Origin of the sequence: Paenibacillus sp. RUD330, assembly GCF_002243345.2 — a bacterium.
Taxonomy (GTDB): Bacteria; Bacillota; Bacilli; order Paenibacillales; family Paenibacillaceae; genus Paenibacillus_O.
The window spans coordinates 4,559,644-4,578,531 of sequence record NZ_CP022655.2 but is presented as its reverse complement, the minus strand read 5'-3'; the positions used below and the strand labels follow the sequence as shown (position 1 = coordinate 4,578,531).

Below are 18,888 nucleotides of genomic sequence, written 5' to 3'. Positions count from 1 at the left end.
TTGGACCGAATGCTGAATTATAAATACAGTCTCGCCGTGTTCGTCATTCTGAGCCTGTTATGCGGCTTGTTCATGCTGACGGCGGATTTGCGGATGTACGAATGGCTCGGCAAAAAGAAGGAAGGCGGCTGGACAAAGGGGCTGGCCTGGATTCAAATCGGCTTTTGCGCGGCCGGAGCGGCCGTTCTGGCGGTGTTCCAGCTGCTGTTGTGAGCCTTGGACGGCGGCTATGCCGAATAGGGAGGATGCTTTTGGCTCATCTTAACGAAGCCTGAATTCACATGTAGGAGGACTAGCCTTGAACAATCAGCCCTACCAGCCTCAGTTCCAGCCCATGAGCCAGCCTGGACAGCCGCAGCAGCATCCGTTCGCGCAGCCGTACCAGCAGCAGCAAGGATATCAGCCGCAAAATCAGCATGCGCAGCAAGCATACCAGCCGCAGCAAGCGAATGCGCAGCCTTACGAGCAGCAGGCCCAAGCCGCTGCTCCTTCCGCTCCTCAGCGGCAGATGAATCTGAACCACGGCGGACATGAGTTTTTCGACATGCACGAGATTCTGTCCGGCATGATCAACGTCCTCGACCAGTTCATGATTTTCCGCGGCTTCGTCAAGGATCAGGAGCTGCTCGGCATTTTGGACCGCCAGTACAACTTCATCCTTTCCCAATACAACCTGACGGCCGAATGCTTCGCGACGGGGCAGAAGCCGCATCAGGAAACCGGCACGTACATGATGCAGCAGCCGACGAACGTGGCGTTCGGCATCAAGCCTTCCCAGCCGAAAAAGCCGAACCAGTCGCTCGCGGACGTCAAGGATGCCGGAATCAGCGGCCATATGCTCGGCCTGATCAAATCAACCGCGTCCTTGCTCGCGATGGCTTCGCCGGAGATTACGAATCCGGTCGTGCGCCGTGTCGTCGCTTCCCAGATCCAGAACTATGTGGAGATGGCATTCGAGATTTTCCTCTTCCAGAACAAGCATGCCTATTATCAGGTGCCTCAGCTGAAGCAGAACGATATGCAGTCGATGCTCGGCTCCTACGTTCCGGCTCCCGGCCAGCCCCAGATGCCGGCTCCGAACTCCTTCAGCCGCTACCAGTAGCCATTCCTGAAAAATGTAGACGGCTCATGCGATGTCGCATGAGCCGTCTTGTCGTTGGTCCGGAGGAGGCGGAGCGGTCGTTGAGGCCTCCGGCTGCCGGCATCAGCGGCCGGAGAACATGTTGGCCGAAGCATTCATTCCGTATATGCCGGTCAGCAGAAGGATGATGAAGAATGCGGCTGCGGCCGCAAGCAGCCAATAAAAGGGCTTGCTTCCGTTCATGGCGTCGGCTCCTTTCGGTCCGCTCAGCGGCGGGGAGGATTCCCGGTCGATTCCCGGATGAGCAGCTTCGTATGCAGCAGCGTTTCGGCGTACGGCATGCCGGGGTCTTCCAGTCTGGCGAGCAGCCGCTCGACGGCGCACCGGGCATAGAGCGGAAGGTCGACATCGACCGTCGTGATGGGCGGTGTCGCGAGCCGGGAGAGATAGCCGTTGTCGAAGCTGACGACGGAGGCGTCCTCGGGCACGCGCCGCCCGAGCTGCTGCAGCGCGGAGCTGACCATGAAGCCGTATCCGTCGTTGACGCAGAACCAGGCGGTAGGCCCGCCGCTCAGCCCTTCCAGCCGTTTGCGGATCTCGTCGCTGTCCTCGGCCGCATCGGTCAGCAGCCAGGCCTCCTTCAGCTGCAAGCCGAGCTCGAGGGCTGCGAGCCTCATCCCCTCCAGCCTCTCGTAATAGCTCGGAGCAAAAGAGATGTTGCCGACATAACCGATATCGCGATGGCCGAGTCCGTGCAGATGCCGGATGGCTTCGTAGGCGCTGAACCGGTTGTTGGTCAGGATGCAGTCCGCCTGCAGATCGGGATGGTGATGGTCGATCAGGACGGCGGGAATGTCCGTATCCAGCACGGCCTGGATATAGGGAGTCGTAATATGGGACAGGATGAGCACGCCGTCCACGGCCCGCTGCTGGATGAACGGCGGGAGAGTCAGGGACTCGGCATCGTTCGGGCTGATGGACTGGATGACCAGCTCGCAGCCGAGCTTCTTCAGCTCCCGGTCGATGCTGAGGTAGATGTCGCTGAAGAAGCTCTTCATGGAAAAGGCGTAATCGGAAGCGATGAGCGCGATCGTCCGCGGCTTCGCCGTCGGGCCGGCTTCCTCCGTGTTGCCCCTTCGGGTATACGTATAGCCCATCTCGTCGGCCGTCTTCATGATGAGCCGGCGTGTCTCGTCGCTTACGCCGGGCTTGCCCGTCAAAGCTTGGGAGACCGAGTTCTTGGACAGATTCAGCCTGTCGGCGATGTCCTGCATCGTAATTTTCGATTTCAAAAGAGTCAGCCTCCGTCATGCTCGCTTTTCGGACCGGAAGCCCGACGCGCAGCCATTCGTTTATCATTGTTTCCGCAGCGGGGCGGTAATGTCAAGCTTCGGGCGGGAGGAAAATACATATCGGAACGGATCGAAATCCCGCTTTTTAATTGTAACGTTACAAAACAAAATAGTAAAGTGTATCATTCGAAAAAAGAATGACTTAATCGGTTTGTAACTTGACTTAAGGAGAATCATGCTCCATAATGGGTCTCATAAGCGCTTTCATTTCACTTTTTCTCATTGACAGCTTGATGACGGAGAATGATTTTTAACATGACAAGTTAGGGAGGCCATGCATAATGAAAAAGAGAGTCCCAATGGTTTTATCCGTTGCTTTGATCGCGGGCATGCTGTCCGCTTGCTCCACCGGCCAGGGCGGCCAGAACGAATCCGGATCGGCGTCCGGGGAAAGCGTGACGACGATCGAGTTCTGGGCGGCGCCGAATCCGACGCAGCAGGCTTACTGGCAGGAGATGGCCAAGGCGTACGAAGCCCAGAACGGCAAGGTCAAGATCAACGTCAGCGCGATCAAGGAATCGCCGACCTCCGAAGCCAGCATCCAGGCCGCGCTCGCGGCCAAGAGCGCGCCGACGATGTCGGAGAACATCAACCGCGGCTTCGCGGCCCAGCTGTCGAGCAGCAAGGCGCTCGTGCCGCTGGATACGCTGGAAGGCTACGGCGACCTGCTCCAGGGACGAAGCATGAGCAAGACGATCGAGCCGTGGAAGTTCGCGGACGGCCATCAATACGTGCTTCCGATCTACTCCAACCCGATGCTGTTCGGCTGGCGCCTCGATACTCTGAAGGAGCTCGGCTACAGCGAGCCGCCGAAGACGTACGGCGAAGTGCTGGAGCTGACCAAGAAGCTCAAGGACAAATACGGCGACAAGAAATACCTGTGGGCGAAGCCGGATCTGGCCGATCCTACCGCCTGGAAGCGCTGGTTCGACTTCTACATGCTGTATGACGCCGCGTCGAACGGCAACAAGTTCATCGAGGGCGACAAGTTCACCGGAGACGAGAAAGCCGGCATCGAGGTGCTGACGTTCGTCGACAGCCTGCGCAAGGAGAAAGGGCTGCTGGCGCGCCAGGTGACGGATCCGTTCGAGAACGGCACGGGCGTGTTCACCGATGTCGGTCCGTGGACCTTTACGACCTGGGCGGAAAAATACCCGAACCTGAAATACAACGAAACCTATGCGCTGACGATGCCTCCGGTGCCTGACGGCGTCGATCCTGCCCAAAGCAAGACGTTCGCCGATACGAAGGGACTTGTCATCTACGCTTCCGCGACGAAGGCGCAGCAGCAGGCGGCGCTTGATTTCGTGAAGTGGGTGTACAGCGACGCCAAGAACGACGCAGCCTGGTTCAAGCAGACGAATCTGCCGCCGGCCCGCGACGACCTGTCGACCAACGAATCGTTCCAGGCGATCCTGGACGAGAGTCCGCAGCTGAAGCCGTATGCGGAGAACGTGCCGAATGCGGTGCCGCCGATGGACAACGCCAAGTACAACGACCTGCAGACGATCATCGGCACGGAGGCTTTCAACAAAGTGGTCAAAGGCGAAATCGCCCCTGCCGAGGGCTGGGCGGCGATGAAGGCTGCGCTGGAGAAAGCCCTGAAATAAGGGAGGTTCCGCTGTCATGGACCAACGCAACAACAAGCTGGGCTGGATGTTCGCCAGCCCTTACCTCATCTATTCGCTGATCTTTTTCTTTGTGCCGCTCCTATGGTCTTTATTCCTGTCGTTTACGAACTGGGACCTTATCGCCCCGACGTTCAATTTCGTCGGGATCGGCAATTTCCTGGACGCGCTGCAATCGCCGGCCGTCCATGCGGCATTCTGGAATACGTACAAATTCATGATGATCTTCGTTCCGCTCGTCACCGTGATGGCGATCGGCGTCGCCGTCGTCGTCCATGGCCTGCCCCGGTTCAAGGGGCTGTTCCTGATCGGATTTTTCCTGCCGTACCTCAGCTCGGGCGTCGTGTCCGCGCTGATCGTGAAGGGGCTGCTGTCCTACACGAGTCCCGTCAATGAATTCCTGAGAGGCATCGGCATGGATATCAACTGGCTCGGCTCGCCCTTCTCGGCGCTCTTCGTCGTCGGCCTGATCCTCGCCTGGAAGTTCACCGGCTATTATGCGCTCATCATCACATCCGGCCTGGAGAGCATCGACAAGGAAGTGTACGAGGCCGCCGCCATCGACGGAGTCAAGGACAGCCAGCGCTTCTGGCGGATTACGCTGCCGCTGCTGTACCCGTCGCTCTATACGACGCTGATTCTGGCATTCGGAGTGACGTTCGGCATCTTCACCGAGGTGTACCAGCTGACCGGCGGCGGTCCCGGCAACGCGACGAACACCTGGCAGATGGAGATCTTCAAGCAGGCGTTCTCGAACATGCAGGTCGGCTACGCCTCCGCGGTCGCGCTGCTGGCGTCGCTGGCGACGTTCGCCTCGATTTTCGTAATCCGCAAACTACTGGAGATATGGGGGAAGCGGAATGGTTGGGTCTAAGAAACGCAGCGGAGCCAGGCGGGCCATCCGTTACTCGCTCGCCCTCGCGCTCCTGCTCGTCATGGTTTATCCCTATCTGTACATGGTGCTCAGCTCGTTCGCGGACTGGACGCAGATCGACAAGAAGCTGTTCCCGACGAGCTTCACGCTCAAATCCTACGAGTGGCTGTTCAGCGGCGGCGAGACGGGCATCACCCGTCCTTGGCTGAACGCGTTCATGAACAGCATCATCGTCTCGGTCGCCTCTACGGCGCTGATGATGCTGTTCGGCATCATGGTCGCCTATGCGCTGTCCAAGCTGAACTTCTTCGGCCGCAATGCGATGAACAACTTCGTCCTGTTCCATATGTTCTTTCCCGCGATCATCCTGCTGGTGCCGACGTTTCTGGTCATCCAGCGGGTCGGGCTCTACGACACGTATCTGGGCCTGATCATTCCGAAGGCGGTCAGCCTGTGGGCCATCTTCATGTACACGAATTTTTTCAAGGCCGTGCCGACGGTGTTCATCGAGGCGGCCAAGCTGGACGGGGCATCCGATCTGAAAATCATGTTCCGCATCATGCTGCCGATGTCGAAGTCGATCACGACCGTCATCTTCCTGTTCCTGCTCATGGAGCGCTGGACCGAGCTGCTCTGGGACATGATCGCGGTCAAGAGCGATTCGATGCTGACGCTGAACGTGCTGCTCTCGCAGATGTTCGGGCCGTACGGCTCCTATCCCGGACCTCTGTATGCCGCTTCGACCATCCTGACGCTGCCGATCATCGTCATGTTCCTGATCTTCAGCAAGAAATTCCAGGAAGGCATGCAGTTCAGCCTCAAATAAACATCCCATGCAGGGAGGAAACCTTCTATGAATACTCGGAAGCTTGAGCCGTCATCATGCCGCGAGCTGCTGGCGGAATACCGGGCATCCGGAGCGCGCGCCGAGGCGCCGGAGCGGATCCCGTTCGCCGAAGTCGGCGGCAAGGATGTGTACAATATCGCCGCGCCTATCGCGGAGAACGGCCGGGACATCATTCCGGGCCGCGTGGAATCCCGTGACAGCGAGCATGCCGCAGTCGTCTTCTTCGAGGAGGCGGACGGACGCTGGCTGCCGCTGGAACGGGCTCCGGTGCTGGAGCTCCAAGACCCGTTCCACTGCCGCATCGGCGGCGAGCTCATCGTCGGAGGCGTGGAGATCTATCCCCATCCGGACAACGAAGGCGCGCTGATGTGGAGGACCGTCTTTTACCGCGGCGGCGGCCTGGAGCATTTGAAGCCGTTTTTCAAAGGGCCGGACGGAATGAAGGACATCCGCCTTGTGGAGCTTGCCGATGGAACGGTCGGGGTTTTCACCCGCCCCCAAGGCGAGAAAGGCGGCCGCGGCAAGATCGGATTCGCGCAGGCGGCGTCGCTGGAGCAATTGACGCTCGGCCTGATCGAGGACGCGCCGCTGCTGGAAGGCCAGTTCGCGGAAGGCGAATGGGGAGGGGCCAATGAAGCCCATCTGCTGCAGGACGGCCGGATCGGCGTGCTCGGACATGTCGCCTGCTTCGACGAAGCGCAGGACCGCCACTATTACCCGATGGCGTTCGTGTTCGACCCGGCCGGCGCCAGCTGCACGAAGCTGCGCATCATCGCCGAGCGCAGCGATTTTCTGCCTGGTCCGGCCAAGCGGGCGGACCTGCAGGATGTCGTCTTCAGCGGGGGGCTGCTTCGCAGGACAGACGGCACGGCCGTCCTGTACGCAGGCATCAGCGACGCGGACGCGCAGAGGCTGGTCATCGACGACCCGTTCGCCGGCTTTTGAGCTTTGTCCGCATTAATAGTTGAGATACAAAGGAGTTCATGCCATGAATAGCTACCGTTACGAACAAAATCCGCTGGTGACCCCAGCGGATGTGAAGCCGCATCGCGAGGATTTCGAGGTCATCGGCGCCTTCAATGCAGGGGTGGCGGAATACGACGGCGAAGTCATCCTGCTGCTGCGCGTGGCGGAACGCCCGATCAGCGAGGATCCGGACACCGTGCTGGCTCCCGTGTACAACAGGGAGAAAGGCGACCTGGACCTCATTCCGATCCGCAAGGACGACGAACGCTACGACTTGTCCGATCCGCGAGTCATCGTGCGCAAGGAGCATGCGCCGTCCTTCGAATACCTGACTTCCCTCTCGTACCTGCGCATCGCGCGCAGCCGGGACGGCAGGAGCTTCACGGTCGACGAGGAGCCGTTCATCTATCCGACGCAGCCGCTGGAGATCTTCGGCATTGAAGATCCCCGCATCACCCAGATCGGGGACACCTACTACATCTATTTCTCGGCCGTGTCGCCCGTCGGCATCGGTGAATCGCTCGTCTCGACGAAGGATTTCAAGAGCGTCACGCATCACGGCATGATCTTCGGGCCGGACAACAAGGATGTCATCATCTTCCCCGAGCGCATCGGAGGCAAGTATTACGCCCTTCACCGCCCGACGACCAAAAGCTGCGGCCGCCCCGAGATGTGGATCGCCGAATCGGACAACCTGCTGTACTGGGGCAACCACCGCCATCTCATCGGCCTGCGTGACGGCATGTGGGACAGCGGCCGCATCGGCGGCGGAGCCGTTCCGATCCGGACGGAGCGCGGCTGGCTGGAGCTGTACCACGGCGCGACCAAGGATCACCGGTACTGCATGGGAGCCGTGCTGCTCGACCTGGAAGATCCGTCCAAGGTGATTGCCCGCTCCGGCAAGCCGGTTCTGGAGCCGGACGCCGATTATGAGCGGGACGGCTTCTTCGGAGGCGTCGTCTTCTCCTGCGGCGCCCTCGTCGACGGAGACCGCGTCCGCATGTATTACGGCGCCGCCGACACGTCCATGGCTTGCGCGGAGCTCAGCCTGGCCGACATTTTGGACAGCCTGGAGCCGGTCTGATCTGCTGCAGCATCAAGAGCATCAAGAGCATCAAGAGCATCCAATCATCAAGAAAGCCTCGGCCATTTTCCGTTCCGATGCGAAGGAATCTTTCTGCATAACACCAGCCCTGGCGGCATGCCGGGGCTTTTTTTGCCCTCGTCGCGGGGAGGCTTATAATCGGTCTTAAACCGTTCTTCACCTGCGAAGCGGGGCGGAGTCTGGTAGACTGGCGAAAAGAAGAGGTCGGGAAGGCAAGGCATCGGAATCGACGCTTGCCTATCCCGCGATACGGAGGCTGCACCATGATCAATGAGAACGAAATGCCCCTTACAAGCAAAGACATTGAGGCAGGGCTGCGGGCGATAGGAGTCGGGGAAGGGATGCTGCTGCTGGTCCACTCCTCCATGAAGGCATTCGGCCGCTGGGTCGTCGGCGGGCCGGAAGCCGTCGTGCTTGCCCTTGAGGAAGCCGTCGGGGATAGCGGCACGATCGTCATGCCATCGCAATCGTCGGACCTGTCCGAGCCCTCCTACTGGATGCGCCCGCCGGTTCCGGAATCATGGTGGCCGCTTATCCGCGAAGAGATGCCTGCCTATCGTCCGGACTTGACGGCCACCCGAGGGATGGGCGCCGTCGTGGAATGCTTCCGCCGCCAGGAAGGCACGCTTCGCAGCGCCCATCCGCAGGTGAGCTTCGTCGCCCGCGGACCGCTGGCGAGGACGATTCTGGAGCCGCATCTGCTGTCGCCCTCCCTCGGCGAAGGCTCCCCTCTAGAGCGGATGGCCGAGCATGGCGGCCGGGCTCTGCTGCTGGGAGTCGACCACGAAAGAAACACCACGCTGCATCTGGCCGAGCATCGCGCCGTCTATCCCAATAAGGAGCTGCTCAGCCAAGGCTCGCCCATGCTGAGGGACGGCAAGCGGGAATGGGTGGTTTTCGACGATCTGGCCTACCGCGACGACGATTTCAACACCGTGGGCGAAGCCTTTGAAAGGGATTGCCCGCTGGCCGCGAGAGGGCGGATCGGCGATGCGCTCGTACGGCTGCTGCCGCAGCGGGAGCTGATCGGCTACGCGGCTGCCTGGATGGAGGCCAACCGTCATTGAACCATGCGGCCGGCTGGTCATAAGGCCCAGGATCGCTGGAACAAGCAGTCGGCCGTCCATGAAGCCCAATCGGCGCTGGACCGCGTCCGGCTGGAAGGCAGGCCGACACGGGCCATGCGGCTAGCTGTCTTTCCGATGCGCTGTTTGCCGCCACCCCTTGCCGGATAGTCCCGGCTGAATTGGCGAATCCTACCTCCATAAGGAGGATGGGAACCATGTCCGAACATCTCAAGCATCCTCAGGCTGCCGCCGGGGATTCGTGCTCCTCCGAAGGGGGCGCCAAAGGCGATCTTTCCTGGTGGAAGCTGTCGCTGTTCGGAGCGGGCTGCACGATCGGGACCGCATTTTTCCTCGGAACCGGCATCGCCGTCCGCCGGAGCGGCTTTCTCGTGCTGCCGATTTTTCTGGCTGCGGCCGCGGCTACTTATTTCGTCTATGAGGCGCTGGCATCCATGACGGCGGAACGGCCGGAGAAGGGCTCGTTCCGAGCGTATGCCAAGAAGGCATACGGCAGATGGGCCGGCTTCAGCACCGGCTGGATCTATTGGTCTTCCGAGCTGCTCATTCTCGGCGGCTCGCTGACGGCGCTCGGGCTGTTCACGCGCTACTGGCTTCCGTCTGTTCCGCTGTGGGTTTTCGCGGCTGCCTACGCCGTGCTGGCGCTCGCCGTCGTCGTGCTGGGCGCGAGCGGAATCAATACGGCTGAGAACCTGTTCGCCGTCGTGAAAATCGCGGCCGTCGGCATGTTCATCGTCGTGGCCGCCTTCATGCTGCTGAGCGGAAAGGCATCCTCGGCGGCAAAGCCGGCCGAGTGGAGGAGGCTGCTGGAGGCCGGGGGCTGGAGAGGCGCCTGGAGCGGGCTTCTGTACGCCTTCTACGCCTTCAGCGGCATCGAGGTGATGGGTTTCATGGCCGCCGGCCTGAAGCGGCCTGACGATGCCCCCAAGGCAGGTCGCATCATGCTGCTCGGCATCGGCATTCTCTATCTTCTGTCGATCGGCCTTGCCGTTCTGATCGTGCCGCGCTCCGCGATGAACGCCTCCGAAAGCCCTTTTCTCCAGGCGCTCGAGGCCATGAGGCTGCCCGTGCTTGTCCACGCGCTGAACGGGGTGCTGATCGTCGCGGGATTCTCGATCCTCGTCGCCTCCCTGTACGGCGTCTCCACCATGCTGGTATCGCTGGCATCGGATGGAGACGCCCCGCATTGGCTGGCGCGGACGGCGGGTGCCCGACGCCTGCCTTGGGCGGCGCTGCTTGTCAATGCGGGCGGCATGGCCGTCTCCGTCGTGCTGGCGCTGCTGCTGCCCTCGACGCTGTTCGAGCATCTGGCGACTGCCGGCGGCCTCGTGCTCCTATATGTATGGATGTTCATCGTCGCGACTTACCTGAAGCTGCAGAAGCCGGGGCTTCCGGGCTGGATCAAAAGCGGAACGGCGCTCGTCCTCATGGCGGCCGCGGCCTCAGGCTCGCTGCTGGAGCCTGCAGGACGCCCCGGCTTCTGGGCGAGCCTGGCGATCGCCGCGGCGGTAGCCGCCGTCACGCTCGCCGTGTCGAGGCGCTGGAAGGGCGAGCCGCCTCTCCCGGCGGAGGAGGAGCATCCCGGGAGCGATGCTTGCCGGGAAACGGCTTCATCCTAAACGCGGGAACAGCTGATGGCGTTCTGTCCTCTCGACTGAAGGCTCTCCAAGCGATGAGCTGAAAAACGATCCGACAACGAGCCAATCCCATCCGGGCGCCCGCTTTGTGCCGCTTGCGCATTCGGGCGCCCTGGTTTCGTTTCAGAGGCCATGCCCAAAATCCCGCAAGATCCATCTCTCGCGGGAATCCGACGTTCAATCGCCGGCAGGCAGCTTGATTTTGCCGTTCAGGAACGGGCATTTCGACAAGGCGCTGTCGTCGTCCCGCAGGTAGTATTGCCGCCATTCCTGGTTGTCCTGCTGGCCGTACCATTTGAGCGACGGGTGGGCGGGAATGCCGTCGTAGTCCGCCAGCTTCCGGCGGATGATTTTTTTCATGTTGCGGCCGAAGGGCGTGGAGTCGTTGATTTCCTGGAATACCCAGCGGGGCTGGAAAGCCACGAGAAAGCCGGGAAAAGAACGGCTGCGCCGGACCGCATGGGCCGGAGTGGCGCAAAAGGCGAAGTACGGCTCGCCGCCGTAGCAGAATTCCCATTCGTGATGCCCGGGATCCCGAGGGATCGATTCCGGCCAAGATGCCGCGTCCAGCTTGGAAGCATCGCGGAGAAGAGACCAGAACAGCTCCTCGTAGTCTTCCACGGAAGCGCTCTGCAGCAGATCTTCGGGAGTGTGGAAGAAGATGACCAGCGAGGCGTATTTGCCCGTATCCCGGGACAAAGGACCGTACTGCGCAAGCAGATCGGCCGCTTCGCGCGCCGCCGCTTCCGTACGGGGGTCCGGAGCGAACCCGAACCGCAGATTATCGGTCAGAAACCCCTGCCTGCCCGGCACGCAAGGATAGGAATTGCCGTCGTCGGCGATCATGGAAGCAAAGCTCAGGTAGGCTTCACGTTCCCATTTCTCCAGTGATATCGAGTGATGATCAAGCCAGCTTTTCGCATGCAGTTGTGCCATCCGTCCTTGCCATCCTCCTTTGATACGTCGCTTCATCGTATGAAAGGAGGAGGGGATGGGTGAACGTCCCGGCAGGCTAGGCCGTCAGCTGGAGGAAGGCCTGCCAGCCGAAGTAAAGGCCGAAGCCGATCAGCGACAGCCCTGCCAGGGAGGAAATGCCTTGCAGGACGCGGCTGCTGGCGAATCGCCGCAGCGAGCTTGCGAGTGCGGCCATGGCGACGTCCCAGAGCAGGATGCCCGCGAAAATCCCGGTGCTGTGCAAGAGCAGCAGGGAGAGGCCCTCATGGGAGCTGCCGGCGATCAGGGACCCGTAGATGCCGAGCCAGAACAGGATATTGAGCGGATTGAGCAGCGCCATCAGGAAGCCGGAGCGGAAGGAGGCGGTCCGCGTCGTTTCCTCATGGAGCGGACCCGGAAGCGAGGGAGAAGCGGCCTTCAGCGTTTCGAGCCCGGTGTACATGAGCACGAAGAAGCCGAAGGCGAACAGCAGCGTGCGCATGAAGCCGGTCGCGAGGAAATTCGCCACGCCGAAATAAATCAGCAGCATGTACAGCGCGTCGGCGGCCATGGCGCCGATTCCGACCAGCCAGGCATGGGTGAAGCCGAAGCGGGCTCCCTTGTCCAGCTGGGCGGCGTTGATGGGGCCGATCGGAGCCGACAGGGACAGTCCCAGCAGCACATAGGCCATAAAGGCGTTCATTCGAAAACCACCTCCGAAGGAAATAGGCTTGCCTGCAACGGGTACAAGTCATCCTATTCCTATTCGGAGGCGCATTTTTGTAGAAGGACAAATAGGGGCGCCGGAGCGGCGTCCCTGGAAACAATTCGATTCAACGGCTCCGATGTATCATCCGGCCGATCCATCCGTCGCAATCATCCGTCGACAACTTCGACGAGGATCGGCGTGCAGGCATAGCCGTTGCAGGCGCTCTCCGAGCAGGGGCAGGCAGAGACGGCGACGACGAGATCCATTTCCGCCCTCAGCTCCACGGAGTCGCCTGCCTTCGACAGCGGTCGCTCGACGGAAATGCTGCCGTCCGGATGGATGACCGTGTTCATGAAGACATTGAACGCGTAATGCTGGTCCGGCTCCGGCAAGCCGTACGGCTCCAGCGCACGGGTCAGGTTTTCATGGCAGCTGGCGTGGTTTTTCTTGCCGTACAGAAACTCGTACATCTCCGGACGGCACGATGCGTTGATGAAGTCGTGGACGCCGACGTCGTCGGCGACAACGGTCAAGATCGGACGATATTTGTTGGAGTAAAGAATATCCCCCGGACGGACCTTCATCTTGTGGAGGGCGTCCATTGTCACGTTCGGATCGATCCTCTCGCTCGCATCGTCGGCACGGTAAGCGACGAAGTCGGCCACCTGCTCGCCCTCGACATCCGTCACCCGGATGATCTGGCCTTTGTTCACCTTGAAGCCGATTCCTTCACCGGCGGGAATCAGCCACTTGCTCTGCGGCATGCCCGGTTGCTCCCTTCCTATGGTCATCTAGTCAGTATGGGCGTATGGCGATGAGGGCATGCATCTGCAACTCAAGATCGTCGTCGGCTGCGGAAAAGTTGTCTGTCCGGCTCGCGGCGTGATATCCTGCTTGATAGACATATCGTTTCCGGCAGTGGCGTGTGCAAGGACCGGGAGCATGCTGAAAGGGGCATTGCGCATTATGAGCAAGGGCGCATTCATGGGGGAAGACAGGCAAGCCTGGCTGGAGTCGTTCCAGTTCTCCATTCCGCTGAAAATCCGTTATTGCGAGACGGACATGCTGGGGCATGTCAACAACGTCAGCTACTTCATGTATTTCGAGCAGGGCAGGATCGAGTACGTCGAGAACCTGGGGCTCACCGACGAGCTGTTCAGCGACAAGACCGTATCCGTCGTGGCGGATCTCGAATGCCAGTACCTGGGCCAGATTTATCTCCGCGACCGGCTGCGGCTGCATGTGAAGACGGCCAAGCTCGGACGCTCGTCCATGGATATCCACTACGCGCTTACCGTCGGGGAAGAGCTCAAGGCCGCGGGACGCGGCACGGTCGTGCTGATCGACACGGCCAGCGGCCGCAGCACCGCCATCCCGGATCATGTGCGCGAGGCGCTCCGCTCCTTCGAGGGCGAGAGAATGACCGAATAACCGGACTTCGGTCCAGGACAGGAACATTCCACAGACGGTATGCCTCTCGCGCCCGATCGCGGTAAGCTGGTTCCAGACGACATCTTGCGGGCAGGGCATGCGGAAGAAGACTATTTCGGCCGAACGAGCCGTATGTATAAGCGGAAGCTGCCACCGGCTAAGATTTGAAGGAGGAACCCCCTTTGGTACCTATAAGCCAGCAGAGGATCCTGGTCTTGACCGGGACGCTGGGCGACGGCCACAACCAGGCGGCCAGAGCCATCGCCGAAGCGGCGGCGCGGCAATATCCCGACGCCGTTGTCCGGGTCGTGGATTTCATGCAATGGACGCATCCCAAGACGCATTCCGTAGGCAGATTCTTCTACATGCAGGGCGTCAAAGGCTTGCCGTCCTTGTACGGATATCTATACCGCGCCACCCGCGACGAGAACCGCCTGTCCGGGATGTTCAAGCAGATGCGCACGTTCCGCTCCGGGAGGATGATGGAGCTGCTGGAGGAATTCCAGCCCTCCGTCGTGGTCAGCACCTTCCCGCCCGCGGCGGCCGCGATGTCCCGCCTCAAGACGGCCGGGCTGACATCGGTCGCCACGGCGACGGTGATGACCGATTACGCGCGGCACAGCTACTGGCTGCATCCGGGCACGGACCGGTACATCGTCGGCTCGGAATCGATTCAGAGCTCCCTGACGGAGCTCGGCATACCGGCGGGAGCCGTATCGGTCACCGGCATGCCCGTCCGCTTCTCCTTCGGTCGCGCCTACGACCGTCTGGAGCTGCGGCGCAAGCATGGGCTCAGCCTCGCGCTGCCGGTCGTTCTCGTCATGGGCGGGGGCGACGGCTTGATCGGACGCCGGCTGCTGACGCTGCTGGATTCCGCCGAGGACATGCCGCCCGCCCAGTACGTCTTCGTCTGCGGGCGCAACGAGAAGCTGCGCCGCCAGCTCGAGAAAAGGCTGGAAGCGATGGGCGGACCGCATCGGATCCTGGTGACGGGTTTCATCGACTACGTGCATGAGCTCATGGCGGCAGCCGACGTCATGGTGACGAAGCCGGGCGGCCTCACCGTCTCCGAGGCTCTGTCCCAGGAGCTGCCGATGATTCTGTTCAAGCCGATTCCGGGACAAGAACAGGAGAACTCGGCTTATCTGACCCATCTGGGAGCGGCGGTGGAAGCCCGCTCCAAGTCGGACCTCATGCGGAGGCTGCGCCAGGTCATCGCGGAAGACGCGCTGCGCGCCCGCCTGCGCAAGAACGCCTCGCTGAACAAGCCGGAGCATGGCGCGGACCGGGCCGTGCATGTCATCATCCGGATGCTCGGCCAATCGGCCGAAGGGGCGGACGCCGCAGCTCTTCTCCAGTCGGGACGCTTGGCGGCTGCCCATGCGTAAGGCTGCATAAGCTTGGGACCTGGCTCAAGCATGAAGGGCACGGGCATGAACGGCAAGCATGCCCGAGCGTCTGCGACAGCACGAGATGCTGCAAAACTCGGCTGCGCACACAGGAGAGAGCATGCAAAAAAACCGGCTGCGACGCATGATGAGAACATGCAGAAGCCCAGCTGCGCGAGAAATGGGAGATACCGGAAGGAATTCGGCCGTCAGGCCGGATTCCTTTTTTGCTGTCGGAGGCATCGTGATTTTGGGCTGTTTTCGCCTGCCGCCTGCTTTATTTTTCAGGATGGCTTGCCTGATCAAAAATGTATGCGCTATCATGAAAATTGTGACGAAAACGATCAAAACGATGTCAGATTTTCCGATATTTAATGGAAATACAAGGGAAATCGGCTTCGAAATGTTCTGGCGCTCGTCCAAATCCTTGACTATGATGGTAGAAAACATCCCAAAACTCGCCTGGGGGAATCGGCAGCATGGAAAACTGGCTCGGCAAATCACTCAAACACAAGCTATCCCTCCTGACGATTCTGGCCGTGCTCGTGCCGCTGATGTCGCTGGGACTGCTGTCCTACTCGATCGCCGAGGGGCTGTCGGAAGAGAAGGCTAAGATCGACGGCATGAAAACGCTGGATCTGCTGCAGGCTTACCTGGACAACATGGTCGCGGACGTGGAGAACATGTCTCTCTTCCTGATCGGCAACGAGAATGTCCAGAAGGATCTGCAGGCCGGTCAGCGCGATGCGCGCAAGCAGACGGCCATCATCAGCTTTCTGACCGATCTGGCCTTCTCCAAGCCGTATATCAGCAACATCACCATCGATGGATCGGGCGGAAGCTCGCCCGTGAGCATCCGCTCCGTCGTCTCCTCCGGCCTGGACCGCCTTGCGGCCGAGGATCCGGAGCATTACGGACCGCATGCCAAATGGTGGTCGTCCGTCTACGTGCAGACCACCTCCCTGGACAGCCAGCAGGTGCTGACGATGTCCCGGCCGATCCGCAGCACGACGCGTTACGACAAAGTCATCGGCCAGCTGCGCATCAGCCTCGACCAGTCGGTCATCGCCCGCCAGCTGCGCCAGTCCGAGCTGGAAGGCTCGGGCTCGGTCGTGCTGCTCGACGGACAGGGCCGGATCATGGCCGGACCGCCGCGCTGGGAGACGAACCGCCCCCTCACGGATTATCTGCCCGGCTTGACCGGGCTGGACGGAGAGAGCGGCGTGCTCACATACGGCCGGGACGACGCCCGTTCCACCGTCCTGTACCGCTCGCTCGGCAGAGCCGACTGGAAGCTCGCCGGCATTATCCCCTTTCAGGAGTACCGCTCCCAGAACCGCTATTTCCTTACGCTCACCGCAATCTCGGTATGCATCGCGCTCCTGTTCGTCATTGTCGTCGTCGGCTTCATTGTGCGCAAGGTGACCGGGCCGCTGTCCTCGCTGACAAGGCAGCTGCGGGGCGCGAATCCCGAGGAGCCACTGCCGGTCATTCCGGTCACGACGATCGACGAGGTCGGCCAGCTGGTCATCAGCTACAACCGGCTCAGCAGCCGCATCGTCAACCTGACGGAGGAAGTGAAGCGGAGCGAGAGCATGAAGAAGGAAGCGGACATGCTGGCGCTGCAAGCCCAGATCAACCCTCATTTCCTCTACAATACCCTGTCATCCGTCCAGTGGATGGCGCTGATGAACAAGGATGCCCGCACGGCGGAGATGGTCGGCTCGCTCAGCGACTTCCTCCGCTTCAGCCTCAACAAGGGGCAGGAGTACTGTACGGTGTCCCAGGAAATCAGCCACGTGCAAAGCTATATCAAGGTCCAGTCGATCCGCTATCCGGAGCGCTTCTGGTTCCGCACGGAGGTGCCTCAGGAGCTGCTGGAGCGGCGCATGCTGAAGCTGCTGCTGCAGCCGCTGATCGAGAACGCCCTGCTGCACGGCATTCTCAAGCGGCCCGAGCCCGGAGGCATCGAGGTCATCGCCGCCGCCGCCGAGGAGGGAATCCGCTTCACGGTCCGGGATGACGGAGTCGGCATCCCGCCGGCGAAGCTGGAGGAGCTGCGGGGACTGCTCGTGAGCCGGCTGCTGCCGGGCCTCGACACGGCGACCGGTGGGGAATACGGCAGCTACGGGCTGCGCAACGTGCATAACCGGCTGCTGCTCCATTATGGTCCGGGAGCTGGCCTGCAGGTGGAGAGCCGCGTCGGAGAAGGGACGGTCGTCATGTTCGTGCTGCCGGAGCCGACCGAGGAGGAGGGAAGCGGATGAAGCTGCTCATTGTCGACGATGAAGTCATCATCCGGACCGGTCTGAGCACAGTCATTCCTTGGGCGGAGAACGGCTTCAGCCTGCTGCCCGCAGCGGCTTCCGCGGAGGAGGCGCTGATGCGCATTCCGGTGGAGAGGCCGGAGCTGATTCTCACCGACATCCGCATGACGGGAGCAAGCGGGCTCGAGATGAGCTCGGAGGTGCTCGCCTCTTATCCCGATACCGAGGTGATCGTGCTGTCCGGTTACGATGAATTCACCTACGCCCAGCAAGCCATCAGGCAGGGCGTGAGCGAGTATCTGCTCAAGACGAGCGGCCCGGATGAGATTCTGCAGGCTGCGCTGCGGGCGCGCGACCGGCGCCTCGGCAAGCTGGAGCGCGAGGAGAGCAGACGGATGCAGTCGGAAGCCTATTACGGGCAGCAGATATCCCGCCTCCTGGGAGGGGGGCGGCCGGAGCCGGAGCTGCTGGAGCAGGCGTTCGACTGGCATCCCGCCCTGCGCGCTGTCGGCCGCAGCCGCGGCCTGCAGCTGTGGCTGCTCGGCTATGCCGGTCCTGCCGCTGCGCGCGCGCTCGCCGAAGAGGCCGTCCAGCGGCTGGCCGGCCTTCTCGGCGTCCCTGCCGCCGCGCATGAACGGGGCTGGCTGCTCGCGGCCGCTGCCGGCGATGGACGGGAGCTCGTTCCGCAGATGAGCTCCATCATCCGGAAGGCTGCGGCGGCCGGAGCGACGCTCCATGCGGCCGGCGGCGACGTCCAGCCGGGCTGGGACGGCATGGAGGCGGCGAGAAGGACGGCGCTGCATGCGTATTCCAGCCGCTACCTCGCCGGCAGCGGCGGCGTCGTCCTGCATGCCGAGGTGAGCGGGCGCGAGGGCATGCGCACCGTCTGCTCTCCGGAGGAGGAGAGGGAGATCGCGCGTCTGCTCCAAGCCGGAAGGGCGGAGGCGGTGGAGCAATGGACCGATCGTCTCCTGGAGGGCATCCGCTCCGAGGGGAAGGCGACGCCTGCTTCCGCAACCGCTTATTTCCACTCCGTGCTCATCGCCGGCTGCCGCTGGCTGGACCGCAGCGCGGAATCACTCGGAGCGGATCCGATTGCTCCGCTCGAGGGCCTGGAGATCAGCGGCCTGGAGGAGCAGCCTCGAGAGACGCTCATCGCCTGCCTGATCACGCTCGCAAGCCGGTACAGGGATCTGGCTTCCGGCGGCCATGGAGCTGTCAGGCGAGCCTGCGAGTACATCCGCGAGCATCTCAGCAGCAGCCTGTCGCTGCAGCAGGTCGCCCGTCATGTCCACATGAACCCGACTTATTTCAGCGAGCTGTTCAAGCGGGAGGCCGGGCTCACCTATCTGGAGTTCGTCACGGCAGCCCGCATGGAACGGGCGCGGGATCTGCTGCTGCATACGCCTGCCAAGGTGGCGCGCATCGCCGCGGAGGTCGGTTATGAGGACGCCAAGCATTTCAACAAGCTGTTCAAGACGCATAGCGGCTGCACGCCGACCGAATTCCGCCAGGCCGGCAGGTGAAGAATGCCCCCCCTGCTCCCGAAGGATCCCCCCTGCTGCGGCGGGGACCCCTGGCTTAT

At 61.6% G+C, this 18,888-nt stretch carries 18 protein-coding genes; 13 read left to right on the top strand and 5 right to left on the bottom strand.

Annotated features, from left to right (window positions below):
- The first annotated feature begins 9 nt into the window (after positions 1-9).
- Both CIC07_RS21015 and CIC07_RS21010 read left to right on the top strand, forming a co-directional pair.
- A complete protein-coding gene (locus tag CIC07_RS21015; protein WP_076359271.1) occupies positions 10-213 on the top strand; it encodes a CLC_0170 family protein in 204 nt (67 codons plus the stop codon).
- Positions 214-508: 295 nt separating this feature from the next.
- Entirely contained in the window at positions 509-1,102 is a 594-nt protein-coding gene (locus CIC07_RS21010; protein WP_076359334.1) for a spore coat protein, read from the top strand.
- Between the two features lie 245 nt (positions 1,103-1,347).
- Here the strand turns inward: CIC07_RS21010 and CIC07_RS21005 are convergent, their stop codons facing one another.
- A complete protein-coding gene (locus CIC07_RS21005; protein WP_076359272.1) occupies positions 1,348-2,373 on the bottom strand; it encodes a LacI family DNA-binding transcriptional regulator in 1,026 nt (341 codons plus the stop codon).
- Between the two features lie 341 nt (positions 2,374-2,714).
- Between CIC07_RS21005 and CIC07_RS21000 the strand changes: the two genes are divergently transcribed.
- The 7 genes from CIC07_RS21000 (at position 2,715) to CIC07_RS20970 (ending at position 10,557) form a co-directional block, all read left to right on the top strand.
- Positions 2,715-4,043, top strand: a complete 1,329-nt coding sequence (locus tag CIC07_RS21000) for an ABC transporter substrate-binding protein (RefSeq protein ID WP_076359273.1) — start codon at positions 2,715-2,717, stop codon at positions 4,041-4,043.
- Positions 4,044-4,059: 16 nt separating this feature from the next.
- A complete protein-coding gene (locus tag CIC07_RS20995; protein ID WP_076359274.1) occupies positions 4,060-4,935 on the top strand; it encodes a carbohydrate ABC transporter permease in 876 nt (291 codons plus the stop codon).
- Positions 4,922-5,761 carry a carbohydrate ABC transporter permease gene (locus CIC07_RS20990; protein ID WP_076359275.1) on the top strand — a complete coding sequence of 280 codons (840 nt, stop codon included), beginning with the start codon at positions 4,922-4,924 and terminating at the stop codon, positions 5,759-5,761. Before CIC07_RS20995 ends, CIC07_RS20990 begins: the two co-directional genes overlap by 14 nt.
- Positions 5,762-5,788: 27 nt before the next feature.
- Entirely contained in the window at positions 5,789-6,727 is a 939-nt protein-coding gene (locus tag CIC07_RS20985) for an MTP-1 family protein (protein ID WP_076359276.1), read from the top strand.
- A 43-nt stretch (positions 6,728-6,770) separates the two neighbouring features.
- Complete coding sequence (locus tag CIC07_RS20980) at positions 6,771-7,832, top strand: BtaManbiosPhlase (protein WP_076359277.1); 1,062 nt, start codon at positions 6,771-6,773, stop codon at positions 7,830-7,832.
- Between the two features lie 284 nt (positions 7,833-8,116).
- Positions 8,117-8,920 carry an AAC(3) family N-acetyltransferase gene (locus CIC07_RS20975; protein WP_076359278.1) on the top strand — a complete coding sequence of 268 codons (804 nt, stop codon included), beginning with the start codon at positions 8,117-8,119 and terminating at the stop codon, positions 8,918-8,920.
- A gap of 215 nt (positions 8,921-9,135) precedes the next feature.
- Positions 9,136-10,557: an amino acid permease gene (locus CIC07_RS20970; protein ID WP_076359279.1), complete on the top strand. Its 1,422-nt coding sequence runs from the start codon at positions 9,136-9,138 to the stop codon at positions 10,555-10,557.
- Between the two features lie 195 nt (positions 10,558-10,752).
- On the opposite strand, the gene CIC07_RS20965 is transcribed toward CIC07_RS20970, so the two are convergent.
- The 3 genes from CIC07_RS20965 to CIC07_RS20955 form a co-directional block, all read right to left on the bottom strand.
- Positions 10,753-11,511, bottom strand: coding sequence for a YqcI/YcgG family protein (locus CIC07_RS20965; RefSeq protein ID WP_076359280.1), 759 nt, complete (start codon positions 11,509-11,511; stop codon positions 10,753-10,755).
- A gap of 76 nt (positions 11,512-11,587) precedes the next feature.
- Positions 11,588-12,211: a LysE family transporter gene (locus tag CIC07_RS20960; protein WP_076359281.1), complete on the bottom strand. Its 624-nt coding sequence runs from the start codon at positions 12,209-12,211 to the stop codon at positions 11,588-11,590.
- Positions 12,212-12,384: 173 nt separating this feature from the next.
- Entirely contained in the window at positions 12,385-12,981 is a 597-nt protein-coding gene (locus tag CIC07_RS20955) for a DUF1989 domain-containing protein (protein WP_076359282.1), read from the bottom strand.
- A gap of 202 nt (positions 12,982-13,183) precedes the next feature.
- On the opposite strand from CIC07_RS20955, the gene CIC07_RS20950 reads away from it, so the two are divergent.
- Both CIC07_RS20950 and CIC07_RS20945 read left to right on the top strand, forming a co-directional pair.
- On the top strand, positions 13,184-13,648 hold the full coding sequence (locus tag CIC07_RS20950) for an acyl-CoA thioesterase (protein WP_076359283.1): 465 nt from the start codon (positions 13,184-13,186) through the stop codon (positions 13,646-13,648).
- Between the two features lie 182 nt (positions 13,649-13,830).
- Positions 13,831-15,036 carry an MGDG synthase family glycosyltransferase gene (locus tag CIC07_RS20945; RefSeq protein ID WP_159442455.1) on the top strand — a complete coding sequence of 402 codons (1,206 nt, stop codon included), beginning with the start codon at positions 13,831-13,833 and terminating at the stop codon, positions 15,034-15,036.
- Between the two features lie 24 nt (positions 15,037-15,060).
- Here the strand turns inward: CIC07_RS20945 and CIC07_RS20940 are convergent, their stop codons facing one another.
- Entirely contained in the window at positions 15,061-15,486 is a 426-nt protein-coding gene (locus CIC07_RS20940) for a hypothetical protein (RefSeq protein WP_076359284.1), read from the bottom strand.
- Positions 15,487-15,515: 29 nt separating this feature from the next.
- Between CIC07_RS20940 and CIC07_RS20935 the strand changes: the two genes are divergently transcribed.
- Together CIC07_RS20935 and CIC07_RS20930 are read left to right on the top strand one after the other, a co-directional pair.
- Positions 15,516-17,303, top strand: coding sequence for a sensor histidine kinase (locus tag CIC07_RS20935; protein ID WP_076359285.1), 1,788 nt, complete (start codon positions 15,516-15,518; stop codon positions 17,301-17,303).
- Positions 17,300-18,829 (top strand): helix-turn-helix domain-containing protein, encoded by a 1,530-nt coding sequence (locus CIC07_RS20930; protein WP_076359286.1) that lies wholly within the window; start codon positions 17,300-17,302, stop codon positions 18,827-18,829. Before CIC07_RS20935 ends, CIC07_RS20930 begins: the two co-directional genes overlap by 4 nt.
- The last annotated feature ends 59 nt before the right edge of the window (positions 18,830-18,888 follow it).